We start from the raw sequence: 21,763 nt of genomic DNA on the forward strand, positions 1-21,763 counted from the left end.
GGCGAGGCGTCAAGGCACGCTTATCGCCCTGCGCTTCGCCTTTTCTGCGCTCCTGTCAGACACGACGCCGTACAATCATGCTCACGTTATCACGCGGACGCAGCGTCAGCGTATTGGAAGGATCGGGAAGAACCTGTTGTCCCGGCACAAACTCAAACGACACGCGCTGTGCCAGCGTCGCCAGTAACAGCGGTCCCTCCATCATAGCAAAATGGTTCCCAAGACAGATACGCGGTCCGGCTCCAAACGGCAGAAACGCATAGCGCGGGATCAGCTTTTCATGTTCTGGCCCAAAACGTTCGGGCTCAAAGCGTTCGGGATCAGGAAAATGTTCAGGATTGCGATGCATCACCCATGGAGCCATCAGCGCAACCGTATTCTTGCGTACGCGGTACCCATCAATCAAAACATCTTTCAGCGCGGTGCGAGTAAACGCATAGGCTGGTGGATACAGACGCAACGCCTCTTTGAAGACCTGAACCGTGTAGGGAAGTTGAGCAAGATCGTCATAGGTCGGCGAACGGCCCTGCAAAACAGTGTCGACCTCCTGACGCATCTTCCGATAGCGCTCGGGATTTTGCGTCAGCAGGTACCAGGCCCAGGTAAGCGCCACGGCAGTCGTTTCATGTCCTGCCCCAAAAAGCGTTAGCGCCTCCGCAATGATCTGATCCTCATCCATCGCGCTCCCATCATCATAGCGGGCACGCAGCAAGAGTGAGAGCACGTCATTGCGCTCATCCAGTGGCCGCATGCGCCGTTCCCGGATCATCTGGCGTAGACGATCCTGGAGCAGTCGGGCAGCAGTACGAACCTGCGCATGGCCGGGAAGAGGCCAGCCAAGCGGCAGATGAATCAGGCGAGTTAGCTCCTTCCCGACATACGAAAACATCACGGTAAAGGCGTTTCCCAACTCATCGGTCTCCTTAAAAACATCCGCATCAAAGAGCACCTTCCCAATAATGCTCATGGTGAGATCGGTCATCGCATGGTTGATCAGGATTTTCTCCCCATCCTGCCACTGCCGTTGAATCTGCTCGCTATATCGCACCATCGTATCAGCATAGCTGACAATATGCCGTGGCTGAAACGGAGGTGCCATAATCTTGCGCTGTCGTCGATGAAACTCCCCTTCGCTGCTAAAGATCCCATCGCCAACGACTGCCCGAAAGATGGTATGTATTGCCACTCCTTTATCAAAATCATAGCCATGCTCTACCAGAATACTGCGTACCTGTTCAGGCGCAAAAAACGCCACGCCCGGGAAGGGCCCAAAGTGAAACCCGACCACATTCCCATGTTCCTGCCACAGCCGCATATAGAAGTTCAAACGGTCTCTATTATGCTCAAGCAGGCTCCCCATCAGGGGATTCTCTTGCTTGAGAAAAGGAATCTCCTTTTCCTGCGTAGAGAGTGCAACCATTGTGTGTTCTCCCGTTTCATCATGCATCACGTTGTTATCTGGAACACTTCACACTATAGCAGCAGCACACTCGGGAATGCATCGAGAAAAAGATGGATCTTTTCCTCCAACCTGCTCCTCCCGATTTCATGCACAAAAGAGATGACAGAAAATGGAGAGCATTACAAGCAAAACGTTCGATATCTTTCGATCCTGCTCCACCTTTTGGGTAACTTTTATCGCGTCGGACATCCACAAAAGAGAGGGAGATTTGCGTTTAGTGTCTCAAAAGCGCATTGAAAAATCAAGTTATTTCGAGGAAGCACGAAACTGTGGTAGCTCACGCAACCACGATCACACTTTCTCGGTCCGGAGAACCCGTCCCTTGCTTACTGCTATAGTGTCATGGTTTTGAAGAACTGTTGAAGGGTGAAAAGGCAGATGATAAAGCTCACATTTAAACACATATTGAAAAAGCATCAGGTCTCTATGACTGAAGTATCCAGATATAGCGGTATCAGCACTTTGCTCATCTGGATGATGGTTCTGGGACAGCCGGTTCAGCGAGAGGACGCTGAGCGAGCGCTGGCAGGCTTAAACCGACTCTGTGGTACGACCTATCGGCTGGAGACGCTCAACATGCCCCTGAGCGAGGCAGAGGAAGCGTGAGAAACAGTTCCCCTGCCCGATTGTTTTTGCTAGTGAGCCATAAAATCGCGCCAGAAGAGGTGCATGCGTTCGCGCAGTGGTGCATGCTCTGGTTTGCGTAAGTAGGGATCGCTTTGCCAGAGTTTAGCAGCTACATCGCGCGTCAATGAGATCAGCGCGGTATCGCTGAGATCAGCAACCTTCATTTCGGGCATACCACTCTGACGCACGCCGACAAAGTCACCGGGGCCACGCAAACGGAGATCTTCTTCAGCCAGCTTAAAGCCATCATCGATCTGCTCAAAGACGCCCAGGCGCTCCTGTGCATTGATACTGGCCTCAGCGCTCAGCACATAACAATACGACTGATGTTGCCCGCGTCCGACCCGGCCTCGAAACTGGTGCAACTGAGATAGACCAAAACGGTCGGCATCTTCGATCACGATAACAGTCGCGTTCGGGATATCGATACCAACTTCAATCACCGAGGTTGCGACCAGCACATCAAGCTCATGGTTTCGAAAACGATGCATGATCTCATCTTTTTCGGCGGGCTTCATCGCGCCATGCAACAGCCCGAGGCGCAGATGCGGGAAGACCTCCCGCTGGAGGCGCTCATACTCGGCTGTTGCCGCTTTCACCTCCTGTAGCGCCTCCGACTCCTCAACCAGCGGACAGATGATAAACGCCTGTCTGCCCTCCTCCACCTGCTTCTCGATCAATTGATAGGCTTCCTTGCGCCGTGCGCCGGTACGCCAGCGCGTAATAATCTTCTGCCGACCGGGCGGAAGCTGATCGATCACCGAAACGTCCAGATCGCCATAGAGGGTCAGAGCCAGCGTGCGCGGGATTGGCGTCGCGGTCATCACCAGCATATGCGGATGGTACCCCTTACGTCGCAAGAGATCGCGCTGTTCCACACCAAAACGATGCTGCTCGTCAACAATGACCAGACCAAGCTTATGAAAGGTGATATCGTCCTGAATCAGCGCGTGAGTACCAATCGCCACCGCGGCCTCTCCACTCGCCAGCATCTCACGATACTGATTGCGCTCACGTTGGCGCAGGCTTCCCGTCAGCAATACCGTCCGAATGCCGAACGGTTCCAGCATCTTCGTGATACTGCGCGCATGCTGTTCCGCCAGAATTTCCGTTGGTGCCATAATTGCGCCCTGGCACCCGTTGAACGCCGCCATCAACAGCGCGGCAGCAGCCACAGCCGTTTTACCGGCACCCACATCACCTTGAAGCAAGCGGCACATCGGCTGACTCTTCGCCATATCCGCGAAAATCTCGCAAATCACCCGCCTCTGTGCCTCAGTAAAGCGGAAAGGGAGGGTTGCCTCAAGCGGCTTATCGGTGGTAAAGACCGACCAGAGTGTTGAGCCAAGCGTAGGTACAGCTTCCTGACGCTCAGGACTCTTGATCTTCGGCAACTCAGAAGAATCAAGAAAGATCTTATCCAGTTCAATAGAGAAAGCGTTCCCCTGTGGAGCCTCGAATTGCCAGCGCGAGCGCCGTTCCTGCATGCCAAGCTGAATCAAAAAGAGCTCGTCAAAGGCCAGCCGTCGATAGGCCGCCTGACGCATGCCCTCATTTTCGGGATAGTGATATTGCGCCACTGCCTGCGAAAGCGTCAGCAGGTTCGCTGCCTGCAACACCGAAGGGGGAAGATGTTCAGGAAGCATCCCGGCATAGCGCTTGACCACATAATCAGTAAAACGTCGCAAGGCCTTCGCATGCAGGCCTTCGGTCAGGCTATAGACCGGAACCAACCGCCCGGTGTTGAGCAGCTCGTTCTGTTCCGGGAGTTCATGACTACGGACATTAAAGTAGACTTTGTTCCCGAGACGCTGCTTGATACCGGTAACAACAATATAGCTTCCCTTCGCCTTTTGTAGTTGCTTTTCCAGATAAGGCTGATTAAACCAGTTTGCATAGAGTTTGCCATATTCGTCGGAAATTTCGGCAATAGTGCGTGTTCGGCCGCCGCTGGTGCGCTTTGTGCTCACCTCCCAGATCAGGCCCTTTGTTGTTGTCAGCTCATCAAATGGAATTTTGTTGATAGGAGTCAGTCTACTATAATCACGATGCTCACGCGGGAAATAAAAGAGAAGATCCCGCACAGTACGAATATTCAGGTGATTCAGGCGCTTCTTCACCGTCGGCCCCACGCCGGGAATAGCGCTCACATCGGCACTCAACAGCGTTAAAGCAGTATGCCCTTGAGACATGCCCGCTTCCAGTTGGATCTGGTTCTGTGGCAACGGTGGGGGCTCCTGCATCTTGCGGATAACCGGCTCCGGTCTGGCATCCTTCGGTTTTGCCTCTTTCTTTACGGGCGCAGCAATCGGCTCCGCTTCTTTCTTCACGGGTGTAGCGACTGGATTTGGACCGGAGTCCAGTTCATGTAATAGGGCCAGCACCGCCCGCAAACTTGATGCACGTTGCTCCGGGTCACGCTGATGATACCCCTGAAGCAACTGGGCAAAACGGCGCACAGGAGCGGGATCTATACCAGCGGCACTACAGGTCTGAACAGCCTCCGAGGTCCAGTGAGAGGCAAACGCTTCAAGCCCACCACCCAGAATGGCCTTATCCCGATACTGTGTGCGCTGTTCCAGTTGCAGCACCTTACGAGCGCGCTCTATATATGGAGATAAAACATGTTGCTTTGACTGTTTTTCCATACAAATCTTCTAACTGCTCAGGGATTCACTCCCCAATAATAGAAGGAGAGCGAGACAAAAGTCAATGTGACATTTGTCTATTCTCCTCCTGACAACAACGTGAAATACATAACAAGGCCAACTACCCTGTTACGCCAGAAACAATCCCTTGCACTTATAATTATCTATCGTTTATTGTATAAAACGGAAACTCTGCTCACCTGGATAAGAAAGAAAGGGCATCCCACAATGAGAGTTGAATCTTTCATAGAGAAATTCAAAGATGGCTGGGAAACCGCAACACATCATCCATTCCTTGACGCAGTGCGGAATGGAACCCTGAACGACCAGGCCTTCAATGCATGGCTTGTTCAGGATTACCACTTTGTCGGCTATGAAATGAAATTCCTGGCCTCTTTTCTCACCCGTGCGCCACGTCCTGCGCATTCAGCGATCATACGTTGTCTTGCCTCACTGGAAGCAGAGCTAACATGGTTCGAGGATCTGGCAAAAGAGCGCCATTTGAATGTGTATGGTCCAGAACATCCGGTCACACAGCAATATGGAGCGCTCTTTAAACGGTATGTTCAGGCACCTCCACCCGTCATTCTCACCATTATCTGGGCCGTGGAACGTGCCTACCTGGACGCCTGGAAAAGCGCCCTTCCGGGAGGACCACAGTTCCGTGAATTTGTCGAGCGCTGGACCTCACCGAGTTTTGAAACATTCGTCGGCGTACTTGATGGCCTTGCCTCAGTCTCGCTGGAACGCGGAGGCTATGTTCAGGAAGCAGAGCAGGCTTTCCTCGATGTAGCCCAGATGGAAAAGGCTTTCTGGGATATGGCCTGGTCGGGCGCAGGCGTCTCTTGAAGCTGCGAGGAGTCATGGTTCGCGCAGTAAGAACCGCCACCACCCAGACCGCACATCCTGCTCGGTACCTGCGCACTCTGAGCAGGTATCCGCAACCAGAACACAAGCGTCGCCCAAACAGGCATGTACTGCGGGGTCTCTGCCTCCTGATAGGACTTCTCTTTCTCTGTATGGTGCTGCTCAGTGCCTTTCCCGGCGATCCGCTGGCCCAACAACAGGCCGAACAGAGCAGCAAAGCGCTCGCGCAGGAGCTCCGATATGCCCGCAGTATCGGGATTCCCGACGCTTACCTTCAGCCAATACTGCGCCGTCAGCAGGTTCTGAACAACACCCATGCGCCGCTCGCCTTCTTTACAAATACACAGGCTGTAACAACCTATTATACCAATCTACAGCAGAGCTACCAACTCCTGCTGATCCAACTCCACGGTATCGAGGAACAGGCCCCACAACGACTGAGCTACCAGGCGAACCGCGACCTACAGGCGCTCAGTAGTCTGCTCAACCAACGCGAGGCACAGGGTTTTCTGGAAACTGAGCGCTTCAAAGAGGTGCTCTCTCAATATCGCCTGCAACTAGAACAGGCCCGGCTTCCCGGCGATTTTGTACAGGTCAGTGCCAGCATGCACGATACGATGCAGGCACTACAGCTACTCGGTCCTGTTCATGACCAGCTCAACCGTCTCCAGACCACCATTACCTTGCTTGCACAGGTTGGTGTGGAAGTCGATACGCTCAAGACTTACGAACAGAGCGACAAAGCCAACCTGCTAAGTGCCCAAACCGCCAGCGATTTCACTCGTCTGTTGCAGCAGCTTCAGAACCATGTTCGCCTGGGCAATGAGCTTACCGCGCAACACATCCAGGCTATCGGGCAGGTGAAGCTTCAGCAGCTTGCCGAGGATCTGGAACGGCTGCAAAGCTACCATGTCGATATCAGCGTCTATCAAAAGCGGCTGGAAGCGAACAGAGAGGCTTTCAAGCGGGCCTCCTCACCCGCCGAATATCTGCAGGTCGCACAGCAAATTGAGCAGGATAGCGCCGCGCTCCGTCTTCCGCTGCTCCGCGGGGAGGCTACCTATCGGCTGAACATCCTGCGCGACGAGGTCCAGCGTTGGGGTCAGACCCACCGGTATCAAAATGCATTTGACAATACTACCTACAGCTATGGATATGAGTACAACGATGCACATGGGTTACTTGCCGAGTTGAGAGCCAGCGTCCAGCGGGCAAAGAACGCGGATGACTATCAGGTTATCATTGATCTGCTGAAAAATGCCCGGGAACACTTTCATGCGATGCAGAACAACGCCAGCAGCAAAGAGCCCTGGAATCAGGTCCATAGCACCGATCTCCACCTGATCCGCTTCTATCATCAGGAGCAGGGACAGGTGATAGTGGTCTCGCTACTCGAACAAACAATGCGCGTTTATCAGGAGGGGAAGCTGCTTCGGGCCTTCCGCGTCACCACAGGGCAATATGAGCGTCCAACGCCACCCGGGTACTGGCCGATCTTTCTGCGCCAATCCCCGACACGCTTCACGTCTCCCGAGCCTCCGGGTTCTGCCTTTTGGTATCCCGACACTCGAATCACATATGCAATGGGATTTCGTGAGGGAGGTTACTTTATTCACGATAGCTGGTGGCGTACCGAGTATGGGCCGGGGACCAATTTTCCGCATGCCGACGCAGGGGGTGAGTTTGCGAGCAATGGCAGTCATGGCTGCATTAACCTGGCAGAAGCGGACGCGGGCTGGCTCTATCAGCATACAGCCTACGGGACACCACTGCTCATTTATTAGAAACGCGTCAGTTCGTAACCACGAGTACGCGTCGTTTGACAGGTGAAAAGGACTTCTGCTATAATCTACGCGCACTCACCCAGTCCGGCAATAACAGACCGGGATTTTTATTGTTGCGATAATCCCTATACTATCTAAAAGAACAGAAGCAAAAAGTCAGGGCAAGAAGTACACCAACAGATAAGCGCATCCCAGGATCCTTGCGGTGATGCCGCTTATATTGCTGATCGAAGCCCCCGTAGTTCGTCAAGGAGTACCATTGTCCGTTCGTTAAAGCCGGTGTCGAGGCAGATATTCGGGGAGGAAATCTTCACATGCCAAACAATAAAGCTGCCGAAAAGCGCATGCGCCAGGAAGAGAAGCGCCGCGCACACAATCGCAGCGTGAAATCAACTGTCAGGACCGAGATCACCAAAGCGCGTCAGGCAATTGCAACGCCTGATCTGGACGCGGCTGCCGCAGAGGCTGCTGTTCGTGAAGCGATCAGCGCACTGGACAAAGCTGCAAAGAAAGGTGTACTGCACAAGAACAACGCAGCACGCCGCAAATCTCGCTTGATGAAGCAACTCAACGCAAGGTAATACCTGCGCCCAATGCACTGCAATCGTGGATTCCGCTGCCCCTCCGGGAAGCAGCGGGAGTTATGCGTGTCTGCGAAAAGCAAAGAGCGCACAGGAGGTTTTAAGGGATGGCTGATAACAAGGTCGTAACGAAGCCAGCAGGGCGGGCGCTATTGGCCGCTGTTGAAAGTGCTCAGTTACGCAAAGACATACCAGAAATTAAATCTGGCGATACAGTTCGCCTGCAGGTCAAAGTTGTTGAAGGGAACCGCGAGCGTCTTCAGCCTTTCGAGGGCGTTGTGATGCGCATTCGTGGTGGCGGCGTCAACCGCAACTTCACCGTTCGTCGTATCACCAATGGTGTTGGTGTTGAGAGAACGTTCCTGATCAACTCGCCTCGTATCGAGAAGATCGAAGTACTGCGCCATGCACGTGTACGCCGCAAGCAACTGTACTATCTGCGTGGCCTCACCGGTAAGGCTGCACGCCTGAAAGAAGTTCGCCCGATGACTGCCGCACAGGCTGCTCAGAAGGCCGCGAAACAGGAAGCACGCACCGAAGCCCAAAGTGAAAACGCCTAAATCGAGCACAACTCGCTCTACTGGAGCGATCACAGCATCATTAGCAGAAGAAATGGCCCTGTTCGAGCAGGGCTATTGCTTTATCGCCGGGCTTGACGAGGCTGGAAGAGGATGCCTCGCGGGCCCGGTGGTAGCCGCCGCTGTTATGCTACCTCTGGAGAAAGGAGCCGAGACCCTCAGCGAGCTCCTGAGGGGTGTGAATGACTCCAAACAACTCAGCGAAGCCACACGCGAAAGCCTCTACGATCGCATCATGCAAGAGGCGCTGGCCGTGGGTGTTGGCATTGGTTCCGTTGAACTGATCGAGCGCTATAACATTCTCCAGGCAACCAAGCGAGCAATGCAGGTCGCACTGGATCAGCTCTCTCCCGCACCACAGGCATTACTCCTTGATGCGTTAACCCTCCCCAATCTTACGCTCCCACAGCGCTCGCTCATTAAAGGGGACGCACGCAGCCTCTCTATAGCTTCGGCCTCCATTATTGCGAAAGTCACCCGCGATCGCCTGATGCGAGAGCTCCACCAGGAATACCCGGAGTACGGCTTTGACCGTCACAAGGGCTACGGCACCGAAGCCCATATCGCGGCCATCAAGCAATATGGTGCAACACCTCACCATCGCAAAACGTTCTCTCCGATTCGCGAGATGCTCTATGGGCTCTTTGCCGATTTTGAGTGATTCCAGCTTGTCCCCCTGCCCGGGAAAGCGGCGCATCTTCTCCTGTCCCAGGCTCGCATTGATAAATTCATGTGGTTACGATATCATAAAACAACACTTTTTTTGCAGGGTGAAGTTTTCAGTTGACGATACATTTTCCGTGGCATATGGTAGATGTATAATCACAGTCAATGCAAATAGAAATACAAAGGAGCATACAGCATGGATGACGGAAACCGCCAGGAGGTCAGGCAGCGAATTGCGCTTCCCGGAACACCGTTCCCCACAATCGAAGGACACCGCCCTTATGGCCGCAGAGAGCCGGTGCGCGTACGCGAGATCCCCTCACTGTTGCTCAAAGAGCGAATCATCTTTGTGCCTCCAGTCATCAATGACGAAATAGCCAATATGCTCATCGGCATGTTGCTCTACCTTGATAGCGAAGATGCCACCCGTGATATTGCTATGTATATTAACTGTCATGGGTCACTTGAGGGGCACCTGTACTATGGACTGGGGGTCTATGACACCATGCAGTACCTCAAGTCCGATATCACAACCGTCGGCGTCGGCGTCGCACGTGGTGCAGCGGCGGCGCTGCTAGCCGCAGGAACCAAAGGAAAGCGTTACATGCTGCCCAACGCAAGCGTGATTCTCCACCAGCCGCTGAGCGCGGTAAAGGGTCAGGCGCGCGATATCGAGATTCAGGCGACCGAACTGGTACGTCAGCGCCGCTCATTCTACGAGATTCTCGCCAAGCATAGCGGTAAAACCTATGATGAGGTGGCTCAGACAGCCGACCGCGTGAACTACCTCACTGCAGAACAGGCTGTTGCTTACGGTCTGGCCGACGAGATCATCAAGCGGGAAGAGACGCAAGCGTAAACGTGAGAAGGAGAAAGCATGGGCACCGTTTTTAATCCAAATGATCCCAAATGGCGGAAAGAGGCTCTAGAGATCATCGAGAAGAGCAGCGCCAACAACCCGATCTACAGGCCGTCGTTTGTTGAGGACGTTATGCGCATCACCAACGAATACTATGGTGGTGAGTCGTATGATGTGTCTATGACGATCGATGATCTGTTGCTCAAAGACCGCATCGTCATGATCGGCAAGCCCATTGACGATATCGTCGCCTACCAGACCATTCAGGTTCTGCTCTACCTACAGAGCGAGGATGCTACCCGTGACGTCAGCATCTACATCAACTCACCAGGAGGAAGCGTAACCGCCGGTCTGGCGATCTATGACACCATGCAGTTCCTTGAGGCCGATGTCTCGACGTTCTGTGTGGGTATGGCGATGAGTATGGGTGCCGTGCTGCTGGCAGCAGGAGCACCGAAGAAACGCTACTGCCTCCCGAACTCCACTGTCCTGATTCACCAGCCGCTCGTTTCTGGCGGCATCGAGGGTCAGGCCAGCGATATCGAGATCGAGGCCCGCGAGATCATTCGCACCCGCGATCGCCTCTATCAGATTCTGGCCCATCATACCGGACAGACCCTGGAGCGAATCGCAGCGGATTCGGACCGCGATAACTATATGACCGCGCAACAGGCCGTAGACTATGGTCTTGTGGACGAGATCCTCGTTCCTTCCTCCAAAGAGGATGAGGAGAAATAAGCAGATCATTCAGGGAAACGAGTCGGGTTACCTCCCTGCTCGTTTCTCTGTCTCCTTAGATGCCCCTTTCACTCCCCCTTTTTGCTACTTGACAGCCGGGATAGCATTGTTGATAGCAAAAAAATGGTTGTAGAGGAGCATAATGGCAGAATATATCTGGGGTCGCAACCCCGTTCTCGAAACCCTGAATTCTGGCAGGGTCATCAAGCGCATCTTGCTGGCAGAAGGTTTGAAGGAAGGAGGCGTTATCTCCCTGATTAAACAGGTCGCGGAGAAAAAGCGCCTGCCCGTTGAGGTTGTGCCACGCTCGCGGCTGGATCATATCAGCAAGGGCGCGGTTCATCAGGGCTGCGTTGCACAGGTAGAAGAGCGGCAGTACGCCCACGTTGACGATATCCTTGAGCACGCCTCCATCAAAAACGAAGCCCCCTTTATCCTGATCCTTGACGCGATTCAGGACGTCAATAACCTGGGCTCTCTTCTGCGCACAGCCGAGGCCGCCGGCGTACACGGCGTCGTGATTCCTGAGCATCGCGCCGCCGAGGTCAATGCGACCGTGGTCAAAACCTCAGCCGGAGCCACAGAACATATTCTGATCGCCAAAGAGACGAATATCACTCGGACGATTGACTATCTGAAAAAGCAAAATGTCTGGGTTGTGGGATTGGCAGGAGAGGCACAAACAGTTTATACTCAGGCTAACCTGACCGGCCCGCTGGCAATTGTCGTCGGCAATGAGGGGAAGGGCATCAGTCGCCTCGTACGCGAGCACTGTGACCTGCTCATCAAGCTACCCATGTACGGCTACATTAACTCGCTCAATGCGGCAGTCGCGGGAAGCATCGCGCTTTATGAAGCGCTCAGGCAGCGAACAGGAAACGAGCAGGGCCGATAAGCAGCCCTGCTACCTCGCGCACCCGGTGAAAAGGTCAAGGATCTGTTACATGATTTTGGCTCCCTACGTCATATCATAATGATCGAGGCTATTTGCTCAGGAGTTATAGAACGTGATAAAGCTATTTCATAAGCGCTTCTTGCTGCTTTTCTTTGGTTGTCTGGTTGGACTCTCTCTCCTGGCCCCACTTCAGCCAACCCCGGCGCATGCAGCGGGCCAGGTCCAGATTACTGCGCCAATGGTTGAGGGTGCCCCCATCGGGCACGTTGGCACACCCGTTACAATCGCTGGTACCGGCTTTGACAATCAACCGCAGGTACTGCTCTTTGTGACCACTAATGCTGACCCCGGTCAATGCAATCCGGGCACTGCACCCGGTATGACCCCCTTCTCGCCATCGACGGCCCCCATACAGGGGGGCGCATTTCTCGTCAATGCAACCTGGCCCGCTAACGCGGCAACCCCCACCACGCCATATTATATCTGTGCGATTGTGGGAACTACAGGCACGCTCTCATCAAACGCCTATACGGTGGCTCAGGATGTCAGTATCACACTTTCCCAGCCCGATATCAAACCAGGCGATCAGGTCACAGTCACCGGCGCGAACTGGGTTCCCAGTCAGGGAGTCAATATCAGCATTCTCAATAGCGGTGGTTCCCCTATTCTCACTCAGACTGCGCAATCATCCAACGATCGAAATGGAGCGTTCAGCGTGACCTTCTCCATTCCATCAACGACAGCGCCCGGAACCTATAGCGTGCTGGCCTACGCTCCCGGCAACCCGAGTGAGCACATGAAAGCAACCGCGCAGCTTACGATTGCAGAGGCATCTCCAACCGCAACAGCCGAGCCCTCCCCAACCATGACAGAGGAGGAAGTGACTCCCACCCCGGAGGCATCCCCGACCGCAGCCGTCACTCCAACTCCGACATCAACGACCTCTTCTTCAGGTGGCACCAGCCCCATCAGCATTCTGATCTATGTTTTTGGTGGCATTGGCATTGTACTGGTCATCGTTGGCGCTATTCTCTATATCGTGTTTTCCAAACAATAGCCCCTATTCCAGCAAAGAACATCGGGTATCGCTCTTCATCTTGAGGATACCCGATTTCGCTTTCTAAGCCTCCCGCTCAAACACTACTTTCAAGGCTTCGGCAACCTCTCGATGAGCCTCCATCGTCTTATCAAACACTGTAAACATACGGAAGAAGCTATGAATCATGCCCTCATAACAGCGATACTGAACGGGAACTCCGGCCTCCTGTAAGCGGTCGGCATAACGTTTCCCATCGTCTCGCACAGGATCATAACCAGCGGTCAACACCAGCGCGGGAGGAAGCCCGCTGAGGTCAGGAGCATGCAGAGGCACAACATAGGGATTCTGCCACTGTGAGGGATCGGGCAGATACTGTTCACAGTACCAGAGCATATCATGCTTCGTCAGGGAATAACCAACCTCGAACTCGCGATAAGAGGCAGAGCCACTTTCCGGGTGATCGGTCACGGGATAGATCAGCACCTGAAAGACAAAGTGGGGCGCTCCCATTTCGCGAGCCATCAGCGTGACTGCCGCCGCCAGATTGCCCCCCGCACTATCTCCACCGATTGCCAGCCGTTTCGAGTCGATATGGAGCGTCTCGGCATGCTCAACTACCCAGACCGCTGCAGCATAACAATCTTCCAGGGCTGCCGGAAAGGGGTGTTCCGGGGCCAGCCGATAATCAACCGCGATCACCACACAATGTGCCAGATTCGCCAGCGAACGGCAAACCTGATCGTGCGTCTCAAGGCTGCCGATCACCCAACCTCCACCATGTAAATAGATCAAGGCCGGCAGTCCCTCCTCATCAGCCGGGGTGTAGATCCGAACAGGCAACGGACCACCAGGGCCGGGAATCACTCGGTCCTCCACCCCGTGAACCGGAAAAGGCTCACCCGCTGTCTGAAGTGCGGATTGCACTGCCGCCAGGCGTATCTCTTCCAGGGTGGGTTCAGGTCCACCACTTGTTTTATCTGGCAGAGCCTGAAGAAAGGTCGCAACCTGTGGATCAAGTGTCATTGCCCGAGAATCCTTTCTGACATGTTAGAATGAGAGATATTTAAAAAGGCGCTCAGGGATAGCGCGAACAATCAGCATGATATAGCGCCAGAACCAGGGAGTATAGACAACCTCTTTGCGCTTTTTCATCGCCCGATACACATCTTCACCCACAGTCGACGGCTTCGCGAAAAGCAGCCCTTTGCGCATATGAGCGGTCATAGGCGTATCCACAAAGCCGGGCTTGATCGTCACTACCGCAACTCCGGCCTTTGCCAGCCGACCGCGCAGCCCCTGCAAAAAGAGGCTGACAGCTCCCTTTGCCGTGCCATAGACATAGTTACTCCTGCGGCCCCGATCACCTGCTACAGAGGAAATGACCGCAATTACGCCCTTGCGGCGCCGCTCAAAATAATTGGAGCTGATTGTAAGCAAAGAAATAACGCTGAGCGCGTTGCGCTTGAGTTCCTCAAACGTCTCCTCAACACTGGCCTCACATGCCCGCTGATTACCCAGTGTCCCGTGGGCAATCAACAGCATATCAAACCCTTTCAGAGTCTCAATAGCGGTATCCAGCATCTCTTGATGGCGCTCAAAATCCAGCACATCCAGCTCAAAGAGCTCGACCCGCTGTGCACCTCGAATCCGTAAATCGGCGGCCAGGATCTCAAGCCGCTCTCTGTTCCGTGCGACCAGAAATAGTTCAGCGCCATCTCTGGCAAAGCATTTCGCGGTCTCCTGTGCAATCGCGGAGGTTGCCCCTACAATGACCAGTTTTGTCATATCTTCTTTTCCCATCCATTCTCCCGCGTCACACGACGCCAGAAGCTCGAAGAAAACTTTGGATCAATATACTGCTCAAACGTCTTCCACTGCGGATAGGCACGCTGAAAATCATCGGCTCGCATGCGGGCATCCTTCGCCGGGTAAATACAGCCACCAGCCTCTCGAACCATCGCATCAAGTCGATCAAGCAGTCGCAAGGTTTTTGTGCCATGATTGGCAAAATCCAGGGCCAACGTCAGCCCGGGGCGCGGAAACGAGAGCATACCGGGAGATTCCACATCCCCGAAAGACTTGAGCACTGTCAGAAACGAGCCCTCACCCGAGCGGCTGATGCAGTTCATGATCGCCTGCATCACCTCGTAGCCCCCCTCAAAGGGCACCACAAATTGATACTGGAAAAAGCCGCGCTTCCCATACATCCGATTCCAGTGATGAATAGCATCCAGCGGATAGAAAAACGAGTCGTAATGCACCGTCTTCCGTACATGCTTCACGGACTGCGCATGATAGTAGAGCCGGTTAAAGGCATGGATGCTCAGGCGATTCAGCGTGAACGACGGGAAATCAAACGGGACTGTCAGAGGGAGCCGCGACCGCCGTCGCTGAACGACGCGTCGGGTAGAGGTATCATGGTTGCCCCGCATAAAGAAGCCACGTCCAACCTCATTCTTGCTTCCCAGACACACAACCCAGGAGACCGTATACTCAAAGTCGCGATCGGAAGCAGTCGCCAGTTCGCGATACTCATCCAGCGAGGAGAAGCGGATACGATCCATCACGATCAGGGGGCTGTGGATCCGCTTCAGCCGAAACTCGGCCCAGAGAATGACGCCGGTCAGCCCAAGCCCGCCAATGGTCGCACGAAAGAACTCGCTGTTCTCGGTTGGCGAACAAATCAGGCGCTGTCCATCGGAGCGCAGCAGCTCAAAACGTGTGACATGACAGCCGAAGGTGCCAGCCTTATGATGGTTCTTGCCGTGTACGTCATTAGCAATCGCCCCGCCAATCGAGACATATTTCGTTCCGGGCGTTACCGGCAAAAACCAGCCCCGAGGCACGATGACATCCAGTACCTCAGCCAGCGTGACTCCCGCCTCACAGCAGAGCAGCCCTTGCTCCTCATCAAAGGAGAGAAAGTGGCGCAGGTTACTGACATCAAGGGTAATGCCATCCTCGTTCAGGCAGCTATCGCCGTAACTTCGACCATATGCGTAGGGCAGCACCGGACGCTCAAACATCGCCAGATCCGGGATCTCATCGCGCCAGTACACTGGAACCACCCGTTCGGGCCTGACCTGCGGAAAACGCCCCCACGATTGAGGATGATTGTTTGCAGCCATCTTATTCTTGTCCATCTCTACTGTCTCAATTGAGAAGATATCCCATTGTACCAATTTGTGAGAAAATAGAGCTACTATTCTAGCCCGAAAGGTATTGAAAGAAAGATGCATGTCGTTGTGTTTGCGGGTGGAACGTTTCGCCCCGGAAGTGCCTGCAACGAAGCTCTCGCCAGCGCAGACCTGATTATTGCCGCCGATAAAGGGGCAGTGACCGCGATCCAGCAAGGCTATCCTCCCGATATTATTGTAGGCGATTTTGATTCTCTTCCTCCTTCGCTGCAAGCACATGCGCCCGAACTCATCCGGGTCGCAGCCGAAAAAGACGAGACCGATACTGAACTTGCGCTAATGACTGCACGCACGCATGGGGCAACCCGCATCACCCTTCTTGGCGGACTGGGTGGAGCGCGCTTCGAGCATACCGTTGGCAACATATTACTCATTGCCGATCCAGATTTCGCGAGTATCGACCTCAGGCTTGCTGATGGTCCCTCGCTCTGCACCGTTGTTCGTGGGCCGGGCGAGCTCCATATTGAAGGGGAACCGGGAGACCTGTTCTCGCTCTTTCCGCTGACCATGAGCGCGGAAGGCGTGCGCACACAGAATCTCTACTACCCGCTGAAAGGCGAAACGCTCACCTTTGGCAAACCCCGCGGTATCAGCAATGTGCTGACAGCGACACAGGCGACCGTGACGCTGGAGGCAGGCATTCTGCTGGCAATTCACACCAGGCAGGCGGAATTACAGGAAAACCCGGAAGCATAAATTGCTCCCGGGTTTCTCCCTATTTCTTCGGAGGCAAGAAGTCATTGGTATAGAGGGTATTGATTTCCAGTCGCTTGACCGGCTTGCCGGAGGCATCCATCACGGCGCCAGCCTGAAGCATAAAGCGCGGATAGCCTAACCAGACTTTCGGCTCCTGCCAGCCCCACGGCTGCCCGGGGTCAGCATAGTACTGACTCTGATATTTCTGGCTGGCAATCACAAAATCAGGATCGGGGAACGCATCCTTGCCACCCAGTTCAATAAGCATCTTCGCAGCATCTTCAGGATGTTCACGAGCATACTCATACCCCTTCGCCGTTGCTGCCATGAACTTACGCAGCACGTCGGGCTTCTCCTTCATCTGCCTGGGGCTGGTAATAAAGGTCGGCGTGTAGTAGTCGGGAATACCGTGATCTTTGATCGGGAAGCGGATCAGCTTCAGTCCCTCGCGATCAGCTCGGACTCCGTCGACCCCCTCAAAGATCCAGGCGAAATCGATCTTCTTCTGCTTCAGAGCATCCATGACATTGGTATTCACGATTACGTTCTTAAAGTCGCCCTTCCCGCCATCCTTCTTGATAATCTCACGCACCACAGCCTCTTCATAGGGAGCGCCAAAACCGCCATATATTTTCCCATCAAGGTCACGAGGGCGCTTGATCCCGGAGTCAGCCAGTGCAACCAGTTCAGACGTATTATGCTGGAAAATAGCGGCAATTGAAGTGACCGGCTGACCGGCTGCGGCATCGGCAACCACACCCTCCATTGAGCTGATCCCGATATCAGCCTTATTGTTGACTACAAGCGTATCTGGCGTGGTATTTGGCGAATAGGGCAGGATTTGTAGATCAATTCCCTGCTCATGATACCAGCCCTGTTTCTGGGCCACATACACGCCGGTATAGTTGGTATTTGGTGTCCAGTCGGGGGCCAGCGTCACCTTGACCATCTCCTGTGGCCCCCCCTGTGTATTACCACGTTGCAGCCAGAAAAAGAGCCCGGCCACGATTGCAATCAACAGCACCGGGATCAAAATACTGGCCAGCAGGCGCATTCGCTTACTCATAACAAAAGAGAACTCCTTACATCAACCACAAACACTAAGCCCTCTCGGGCTGTTGTCCAAACTTACCCGGCAACGTCCGCTGATGCCAGGGCAAAGCAAGCCGCTCAATAAATGAGACGAGTACAAATAGGAAAAGGCTCAAAAGCGACGTAATCACTATAGCGGCAAAGACAGCAGCCGTCGCATGCGCGTTCACCGCTTTGACCATATAGATTCCCAGACCGCGTTCAGCTCCGACATACTCGCCGACAATCGCTCCAGTCACGCTGTAGGTCGCGGCAATCCGGAGCCCGGAAAAGAAGGCGGGCAGCGCCGCGGGCAAACGCACCATCCAGAGAATTTGCCAGTTTGAGGCCCGCATGCTTTGAAGCAGTCGGATCAGGTCAGGGTCCACGCTGAGCAGCGCATCCGCACAGGCAACGGTTATCGGGAAAAAGCAGTACAGTGTGACCAGTACAATCTTCGGCTGGATATCATAGCCAAACCAGATCAACAACAGAGGCGCAAGCGCGACCAGAGGCACTGTCTGCGAAACAACCAGCAACGGATAGAGCGCCTGACGCACTAGCGACGATAACCCGAGCGCCAGCGCCAGCAGCAAGCCTAACACCGTAGCGACCACTATGCCCAGGAGCGTTTCAAGCAACGTCTGCACTGTCTCGGCAAAGAGAGCATCACTTCGATCTACCAGAGCCTGTACCACAGCTAACGGAGACGGCAACACAGACTGAGTGACTATCCCCGAGCGCACATAGACTTCCCAGAGCGCCAGCAGCGCCAGGGCGACGACAAATGCAGGGCCAAAAGCGGCAATACGACGTAGTTTCATACTGGCTGCTCCTTCAGCAAGAGTGAAAGCAACTCCCGTTCAAGCTGTAAGGCTCGTGCCTCCGCCAGATGTTCCTGGCGGCGCGGGCGCGGCAAATCAACGTCCACCACGCGCAAAATCCGCGCAGGCCGCGCGCTGAGCACATAAATGCGGTCAGATAACAGGAGCGCCTCACGCACATCATGGGTGATGAAGAGCACGCTTGACTGGAAACTCTGCCACAGATCGAGCAGCCACATCTGCAAAGAGAGACGCGTCAGGGCATCGAGTGCTCCTAACGGTTCATCCAGCAGCAGGAACGAACGGTTAAACAGCACCGTTCGGAGCAGGGCCACCCGCTGCTTCATGCCACCAGAAAGCGTGGCGGGATACTGCTGTGCGAATTCCGCCAGCCCGAAGCGCTTCATCAGTTCACGCGCTTCCTCCCGGGCCTGCTGGCGAGCCTCACGTCGCACCTCGGGCCCAAGCAGGATATTCTCCTCGACGGTGCGCCAGGGCAACAGCAACGGCTGCTGAAGCATATAGCCGCTTCGTCCGGCACGTGGGCTCTCGGCGTCACCATCGATCGCCACCGTTCCAGAAGAAGGCACATCCAACCCGGCAATGATATTGAACAGCGTGCTTTTTCCGCAGCCACTGGGCCCGATCAGAGTCACAAATGCGCCCTTCCTGACATCCATATCAATTGAGCTCAGCACTTCTACCGTTCGCTTCCCGGAACGAAAGCTCCTGGTCACTCCTCGAAGCGAGAGTTTATAGCCTGGATTCATTGTTTTTCTACAGCTCTTTTCGGGAGATACAAAGGCATGGGGAAAGAATGCAGCAGAAACGAGAATGAGGTAGAGAAAAAGAAGAACTGCCGCTTCCCTCCGCTGGCACTACCCAGATCAGGTTCGTAGGGTCGGGGCCGCTTCCGGCCACCTCTCAGCCTATAGGCTCCCCTAGCAGCGCAATCATGCCCGGCCATCATACGGCCAAACACAATAAATTCACCTCAAGTATATCATAGATAGCAGATATATCAATATAGACAGCCAGTGACGCGCCTCACTGCAATGGCAGCCAGAATGATACCTCACAACCACCTTCGGGACGATTGCGGGCCATAATCTGCCCCCCATGCTTTTCAATCAGCACTCTGCAAACATAGAGACCGAGACCAACCGTTTTCTTCTTGCCTTGCTTCGGCCTGCGAGATCGCGTGTAGTACTTGTCGAAGATAAAAGGAAGTTCCTGCGGGTCAATCCCGCTCCCGGTATCGTGCAGGCTGATACTGAGCACACCAACATTCCAGGCACAGGAAAGCGTGATCTCGCCTCCCTTCGGGGTAAAGCGCAGGGCATTTTCAAACAGGTTATCCAGTACCCGTTCAATCTGCGAGAAATCAAGCAGCGCCTCTTCTGACTCCGCGACACGATAGAGTTCATACCGAAAGCGAATCTCCTGTTCAGCCGCCGCCAGCTCATAATTCTGGGCCTTACGTCGCAGTTCATCGCCCAGATGGACCGCCTGCATCTGAAGCGAGAATTCTGCCTGTTCCAGCGAGGAGATCAGCAAGATCTCTTCCAGGAGACGACCAATGCGCTGCGCGTTCGTTTCCAGCACCGGAAGATAGCGCTCAAGGCGCTCTGCTCGCTTGGCGGGCTGGGCCCGCTGTAGTCCCTCAATATGCCCCTGGATCACGGTCACAGGTGTACGCAGGTCATGCGAGAGAGCGGCCACAAGCTCGCGCATCTGCTCTTCTTTATCCCACTCGCGCAACAGCGAGGATTGTAAGGCCGTACGCAGATCATTGACCGCCCGGCAGAGATCGCCGAGTACATCAGGCTGGTCATAATGGATCGTAAAATCCAGGTCGTGCTGTTTAATCTTCTCGACCGCCCCCATCAGTTCTTCAACCGGCTGGTTCAGCTTTTTGCCCAGACGCGAGGCAAAGATTAGAACAACGACAAACAGCACAACAGGCGGCTCAAGCAGCAACAGCCCCAGAATAAAAGCCCAGGAAATCGACGCCTGTGGAGGAAGGGCGCTGGCAGGATAGGTCAACAGGAGATAGCCATAGACACGGGTATCAGAAACCAGAGGCACGGTATTAACATAGTGGTCATTCTTGAGCAAAATAGTCTGATTCAGCCGCTGAAGCAACAGCGCGGGAGAGGGCAGAGGTGAAAAAGTCTGCCTGTTCCCGGCAAGCGGTTTTCCCTGCGGATCGAGTACCAGATACTCTAAAGCAGGTACAGCTCGCACACGTCGCTCCCAGTCCTGCATGAATCGATTGTCTCGCTCCACAAGCAGTGCCGCATGCTCGCTCCCGAACTGTGCCAGCCGGCCGGCCTCGCCGCTTACCTGAGTCATGCCGAATGGACGCAACAAGAAAGCAGCAAGGCACATTTCCAGAAACACAATAGCTGGAATAGCGATCGCAAGCAGCAAAAACAGATATTTCAGAAAGAGGCGTCGGAAGCCTTCGCTATGGCTTGGTCCCATTTATACCCTACTCCCCAGACCGTCTTGATATATTCGGTATGCGGATCTGCAAGCGCCAGCTTCCGCCGAACTCGCTTGATGTGCTCGGTCACGGTCTCCGAGTAGCTATTCGCATCGTCGCCCCAAACCCGCTCGTAGATTGTCTCGCGCGAAAACACCTGCCGCGGGTGCAACGCCAGCAAGCGAACAATCTCAAATTCTTTGCGCGACAGGGCAAGGAGCTGTTCGCGGTAGCGCACCTCGTAGGTATCGAGGTGAATCGAGAGCGCACCACAAACCAGCCGTACCATCTGGCGCTTTTGCTTGCGCAGCCTGTTCTCGCGGCGGAGATGCGCCCGTACCCGGGCAACCAGTTCCCGAATACTGAACGGCTTCATAATATAATCATCGCCACCGACACTCAATCCCTGGATCCGGTCGGACTCTCCCTGTCTGGCACTGACAAAGAGAATCGGGATATCCAGCTCATCACGCAAAACCTGGCACACACTGAAGCCATCGAGATGCGGCAACATAATGTCCAGCAGCACCAGATCGATGATTTCCACCCGAGCCAGTTCAATAGCCCGGGCTCCATCGTGTGCAATCAGCACCGTAAAGCCTTCGTCCTCAAGGGCATCCTGGACGAACTGTGTAATCTCATCATCATCATCTACAAGCAGAATTTTCCCCTGCAACGTCGCATCATCAAGCATACACAGCAGCTCCTTCCCTGAAAATGGTCGCATATCTGAATCGTACAAT

The 21,763-nt window shown here is 54.3% G+C and carries 21 protein-coding genes and 1 riboswitch; of the genes, 11 read left to right on the forward strand and 10 right to left on the reverse strand.

The window, feature by feature from the left end:
* Positions 1-55: 55 nt before the first annotated feature.
* Positions 56-1,420 (reverse strand): cytochrome P450, encoded by a 1,365-nt coding sequence (locus EI42_RS03900; RefSeq protein WP_170142330.1) that lies wholly within the window; start codon positions 1,418-1,420, stop codon positions 56-58.
* A gap of 468 nt (positions 1,421-1,888) precedes the next feature.
* Between EI42_RS03900 and EI42_RS03905 the strand changes: the two genes are divergently transcribed.
* Positions 1,889-2,068 carry a hypothetical protein gene (locus tag EI42_RS03905; RefSeq protein ID WP_111318998.1) on the forward strand — a complete coding sequence of 60 codons (180 nt, stop codon included), beginning with the start codon at positions 1,889-1,891 and terminating at the stop codon, positions 2,066-2,068.
* Positions 2,069-2,097: 29 nt separating this feature from the next.
* On the opposite strand, the gene recG is transcribed toward EI42_RS03905, so the two are convergent.
* Positions 2,098-4,737 (reverse strand): ATP-dependent DNA helicase RecG, encoded by a 2,640-nt coding sequence (gene recG / locus EI42_RS03910; protein ID WP_111318999.1) that lies wholly within the window; start codon positions 4,735-4,737, stop codon positions 2,098-2,100.
* 228 nt (positions 4,738-4,965) lie between these two features.
* Here recG and EI42_RS03915 point away from each other — a divergent pair, with 228 nt between their 5' ends.
* The 9 genes from EI42_RS03915 (at position 4,966) to EI42_RS03955 (ending at position 12,762) form a co-directional block, all read left to right on the forward strand.
* Positions 4,966-5,586: a TenA family protein gene (locus EI42_RS03915; protein ID WP_111319001.1), complete on the forward strand. Its 621-nt coding sequence runs from the start codon at positions 4,966-4,968 to the stop codon at positions 5,584-5,586.
* 14 nt (positions 5,587-5,600) lie between these two features.
* Complete coding sequence (locus EI42_RS03920; protein WP_111319003.1) at positions 5,601-7,388, forward strand: L,D-transpeptidase; 1,788 nt, start codon at positions 5,601-5,603, stop codon at positions 7,386-7,388.
* Positions 7,389-7,702: 314 nt separating this feature from the next.
* Positions 7,703-7,969, forward strand: a complete 267-nt coding sequence (rpsT, locus tag EI42_RS03925) for a 30S ribosomal protein S20 (protein WP_111319005.1) — start codon at positions 7,703-7,705, stop codon at positions 7,967-7,969.
* A 107-nt stretch (positions 7,970-8,076) separates the two neighbouring features.
* Complete coding sequence (rplS, locus tag EI42_RS03930; RefSeq protein ID WP_111319006.1) at positions 8,077-8,529, forward strand: 50S ribosomal protein L19; 453 nt, start codon at positions 8,077-8,079, stop codon at positions 8,527-8,529.
* Complete coding sequence (locus EI42_RS03935; protein WP_246046315.1) at positions 8,516-9,208, forward strand: ribonuclease HII; 693 nt, start codon at positions 8,516-8,518, stop codon at positions 9,206-9,208. The genes rplS and EI42_RS03935 overlap by 14 nt, the downstream gene beginning before the upstream one ends.
* A gap of 201 nt (positions 9,209-9,409) precedes the next feature.
* Entirely contained in the window at positions 9,410-10,072 is a 663-nt protein-coding gene (locus EI42_RS03940) for an ATP-dependent Clp protease proteolytic subunit (RefSeq protein ID WP_111319010.1), read from the forward strand.
* 132 nt (positions 10,073-10,204) lie between these two features.
* Positions 10,205-10,810 carry an ATP-dependent Clp protease proteolytic subunit gene (locus EI42_RS03945; RefSeq protein ID WP_371859997.1) on the forward strand — a complete coding sequence of 202 codons (606 nt, stop codon included), beginning with the start codon at positions 10,205-10,207 and terminating at the stop codon, positions 10,808-10,810.
* 142 nt (positions 10,811-10,952) lie between these two features.
* Positions 10,953-11,705 carry a 23S rRNA (guanosine(2251)-2'-O)-methyltransferase RlmB gene (rlmB, locus tag EI42_RS03950; protein ID WP_111319014.1) on the forward strand — a complete coding sequence of 251 codons (753 nt, stop codon included), beginning with the start codon at positions 10,953-10,955 and terminating at the stop codon, positions 11,703-11,705.
* Between the two features lie 112 nt (positions 11,706-11,817).
* Positions 11,818-12,762: a hypothetical protein gene (locus tag EI42_RS03955; protein ID WP_111319016.1), complete on the forward strand. Its 945-nt coding sequence runs from the start codon at positions 11,818-11,820 to the stop codon at positions 12,760-12,762.
* A 63-nt stretch (positions 12,763-12,825) separates the two neighbouring features.
* Here EI42_RS03955 and EI42_RS03960 read toward each other — a convergent pair whose 3' ends face one another.
* From EI42_RS03960 to EI42_RS03970, 3 genes are read right to left on the reverse strand one after another with little or no spacing between them, the layout of a single operon-like run.
* Positions 12,826-13,767: an alpha/beta hydrolase gene (locus EI42_RS03960; RefSeq protein ID WP_111319018.1), complete on the reverse strand. Its 942-nt coding sequence runs from the start codon at positions 13,765-13,767 to the stop codon at positions 12,826-12,828.
* Between the two features lie 24 nt (positions 13,768-13,791).
* Positions 13,792-14,529 carry an SDR family oxidoreductase gene (locus tag EI42_RS03965; RefSeq protein WP_111319567.1) on the reverse strand — a complete coding sequence of 246 codons (738 nt, stop codon included), beginning with the start codon at positions 14,527-14,529 and terminating at the stop codon, positions 13,792-13,794.
* Positions 14,526-15,887, reverse strand: coding sequence for an FAD-binding oxidoreductase (locus tag EI42_RS03970; RefSeq protein ID WP_249033444.1), 1,362 nt, complete (start codon positions 15,885-15,887; stop codon positions 14,526-14,528). The genes EI42_RS03965 and EI42_RS03970 overlap by 4 nt, the downstream gene beginning before the upstream one ends.
* A 90-nt stretch (positions 15,888-15,977) precedes the next feature.
* On the opposite strand from EI42_RS03970, the gene EI42_RS03975 reads away from it, so the two are divergent.
* On the forward strand, positions 15,978-16,637 hold the full coding sequence (locus EI42_RS03975) for a thiamine diphosphokinase (RefSeq protein WP_111319022.1): 660 nt from the start codon (positions 15,978-15,980) through the stop codon (positions 16,635-16,637).
* A 19-nt stretch (positions 16,638-16,656) separates the two neighbouring features.
* Here EI42_RS03975 and EI42_RS03980 read toward each other — a convergent pair whose 3' ends face one another.
* The 5 genes from EI42_RS03980 to EI42_RS04000 form a co-directional block, all read right to left on the reverse strand.
* Positions 16,657-17,703 carry an ABC transporter substrate-binding protein gene (locus EI42_RS03980; RefSeq protein WP_111319024.1) on the reverse strand — a complete coding sequence of 349 codons (1,047 nt, stop codon included), beginning with the start codon at positions 17,701-17,703 and terminating at the stop codon, positions 16,657-16,659.
* Between the two features lie 34 nt (positions 17,704-17,737).
* Positions 17,738-18,532, reverse strand: coding sequence for an ABC transporter permease (locus tag EI42_RS03985; RefSeq protein WP_111319026.1), 795 nt, complete (start codon positions 18,530-18,532; stop codon positions 17,738-17,740).
* A complete protein-coding gene (locus EI42_RS03990) occupies positions 18,529-19,302 on the reverse strand; it encodes an ABC transporter ATP-binding protein (protein WP_111319028.1) in 774 nt (257 codons plus the stop codon). Before EI42_RS03990 ends, EI42_RS03985 begins: the two co-directional genes overlap by 4 nt.
* Positions 19,303-19,379: 77 nt before the next feature.
* Positions 19,380-19,485: riboswitch (TPP riboswitch) on the reverse strand.
* Positions 19,486-19,579: 94 nt separating this feature from the next.
* Positions 19,580-21,019: a HAMP domain-containing sensor histidine kinase gene (locus tag EI42_RS03995; protein ID WP_111319030.1), complete on the reverse strand. Its 1,440-nt coding sequence runs from the start codon at positions 21,017-21,019 to the stop codon at positions 19,580-19,582.
* Positions 20,977-21,696, reverse strand: a complete 720-nt coding sequence (locus tag EI42_RS04000) for a response regulator (protein ID WP_111319569.1) — start codon at positions 21,694-21,696, stop codon at positions 20,977-20,979. Before EI42_RS04000 ends, EI42_RS03995 begins: the two co-directional genes overlap by 43 nt.
* Between the last annotated feature and the right edge of the window lie 67 nt (positions 21,697-21,763).

The organism is Thermosporothrix hazakensis (assembly GCF_003253565.1).
Taxonomy (GTDB): Bacteria; Chloroflexota; Ktedonobacteria; order Ktedonobacterales; family Ktedonobacteraceae; genus Thermosporothrix; species Thermosporothrix hazakensis.

What these genes read in the sequence shown, in the direction of transcription:
- EI42_RS03900 (WP_170142330.1), bottom strand. Translation starts at nt 1,420, where the DNA reads ATGGTTGCACTCTCTACGCAGGAAAAGGAGATTCCTTTTCTCAAGCAA.
- EI42_RS03905 (WP_111318998.1), top strand. Translation starts at nt 1,889, where the DNA reads ATGACTGAAGTATCCAGATATAGCGGTATCAGCACTTTGCTCATCTGG.
- recG (WP_111318999.1), bottom strand. Translation starts at nt 4,737, where the DNA reads ATGGAAAAACAGTCAAAGCAACATGTTTTATCTCCATATATAGAGCGC.
- EI42_RS03915 (WP_111319001.1), top strand. Translation starts at nt 4,966, where the DNA reads ATGAGAGTTGAATCTTTCATAGAGAAATTCAAAGATGGCTGGGAAACC.
- EI42_RS03920 (WP_111319003.1), top strand. Translation starts at nt 5,601, where the DNA reads ATGGTTCGCGCAGTAAGAACCGCCACCACCCAGACCGCACATCCTGCT.
- rpsT (WP_111319005.1), top strand. Translation starts at nt 7,703, where the DNA reads ATGCCAAACAATAAAGCTGCCGAAAAGCGCATGCGCCAGGAAGAGAAG.
- rplS (WP_111319006.1), top strand. Translation starts at nt 8,077, where the DNA reads ATGGCTGATAACAAGGTCGTAACGAAGCCAGCAGGGCGGGCGCTATTG.
- EI42_RS03940 (WP_111319010.1), top strand. Translation starts at nt 9,410, where the DNA reads ATGGATGACGGAAACCGCCAGGAGGTCAGGCAGCGAATTGCGCTTCCC.
- EI42_RS03945 (WP_371859997.1), top strand. Translation starts at nt 10,205, where the DNA reads ATGCGCATCACCAACGAATACTATGGTGGTGAGTCGTATGATGTGTCT.
- rlmB (WP_111319014.1), top strand. Translation starts at nt 10,953, where the DNA reads ATGGCAGAATATATCTGGGGTCGCAACCCCGTTCTCGAAACCCTGAAT.
- EI42_RS03960 (WP_111319018.1), bottom strand. Translation starts at nt 13,767, where the DNA reads ATGACACTTGATCCACAGGTTGCGACCTTTCTTCAGGCTCTGCCAGAT.
- EI42_RS03965 (WP_111319567.1), bottom strand. Translation starts at nt 14,529, where the DNA reads ATGACAAAACTGGTCATTGTAGGGGCAACCTCCGCGATTGCACAGGAG.
- EI42_RS03970 (WP_249033444.1), bottom strand. Translation starts at nt 15,887, where the DNA reads ATGGACAAGAATAAGATGGCTGCAAACAATCATCCTCAATCGTGGGGG.
- EI42_RS03975 (WP_111319022.1), top strand. Translation starts at nt 15,978, where the DNA reads ATGCATGTCGTTGTGTTTGCGGGTGGAACGTTTCGCCCCGGAAGTGCC.
- EI42_RS03980 (WP_111319024.1), bottom strand. Translation starts at nt 17,703, where the DNA reads ATGAGTAAGCGAATGCGCCTGCTGGCCAGTATTTTGATCCCGGTGCTG.
- EI42_RS03985 (WP_111319026.1), bottom strand. Translation starts at nt 18,532, where the DNA reads ATGAAACTACGTCGTATTGCCGCTTTTGGCCCTGCATTTGTCGTCGCC.
- EI42_RS03990 (WP_111319028.1), bottom strand. Translation starts at nt 19,302, where the DNA reads ATGAATCCAGGCTATAAACTCTCGCTTCGAGGAGTGACCAGGAGCTTT.
- EI42_RS03995 (WP_111319030.1), bottom strand. Translation starts at nt 21,019, where the DNA reads ATGGGACCAAGCCATAGCGAAGGCTTCCGACGCCTCTTTCTGAAATAT.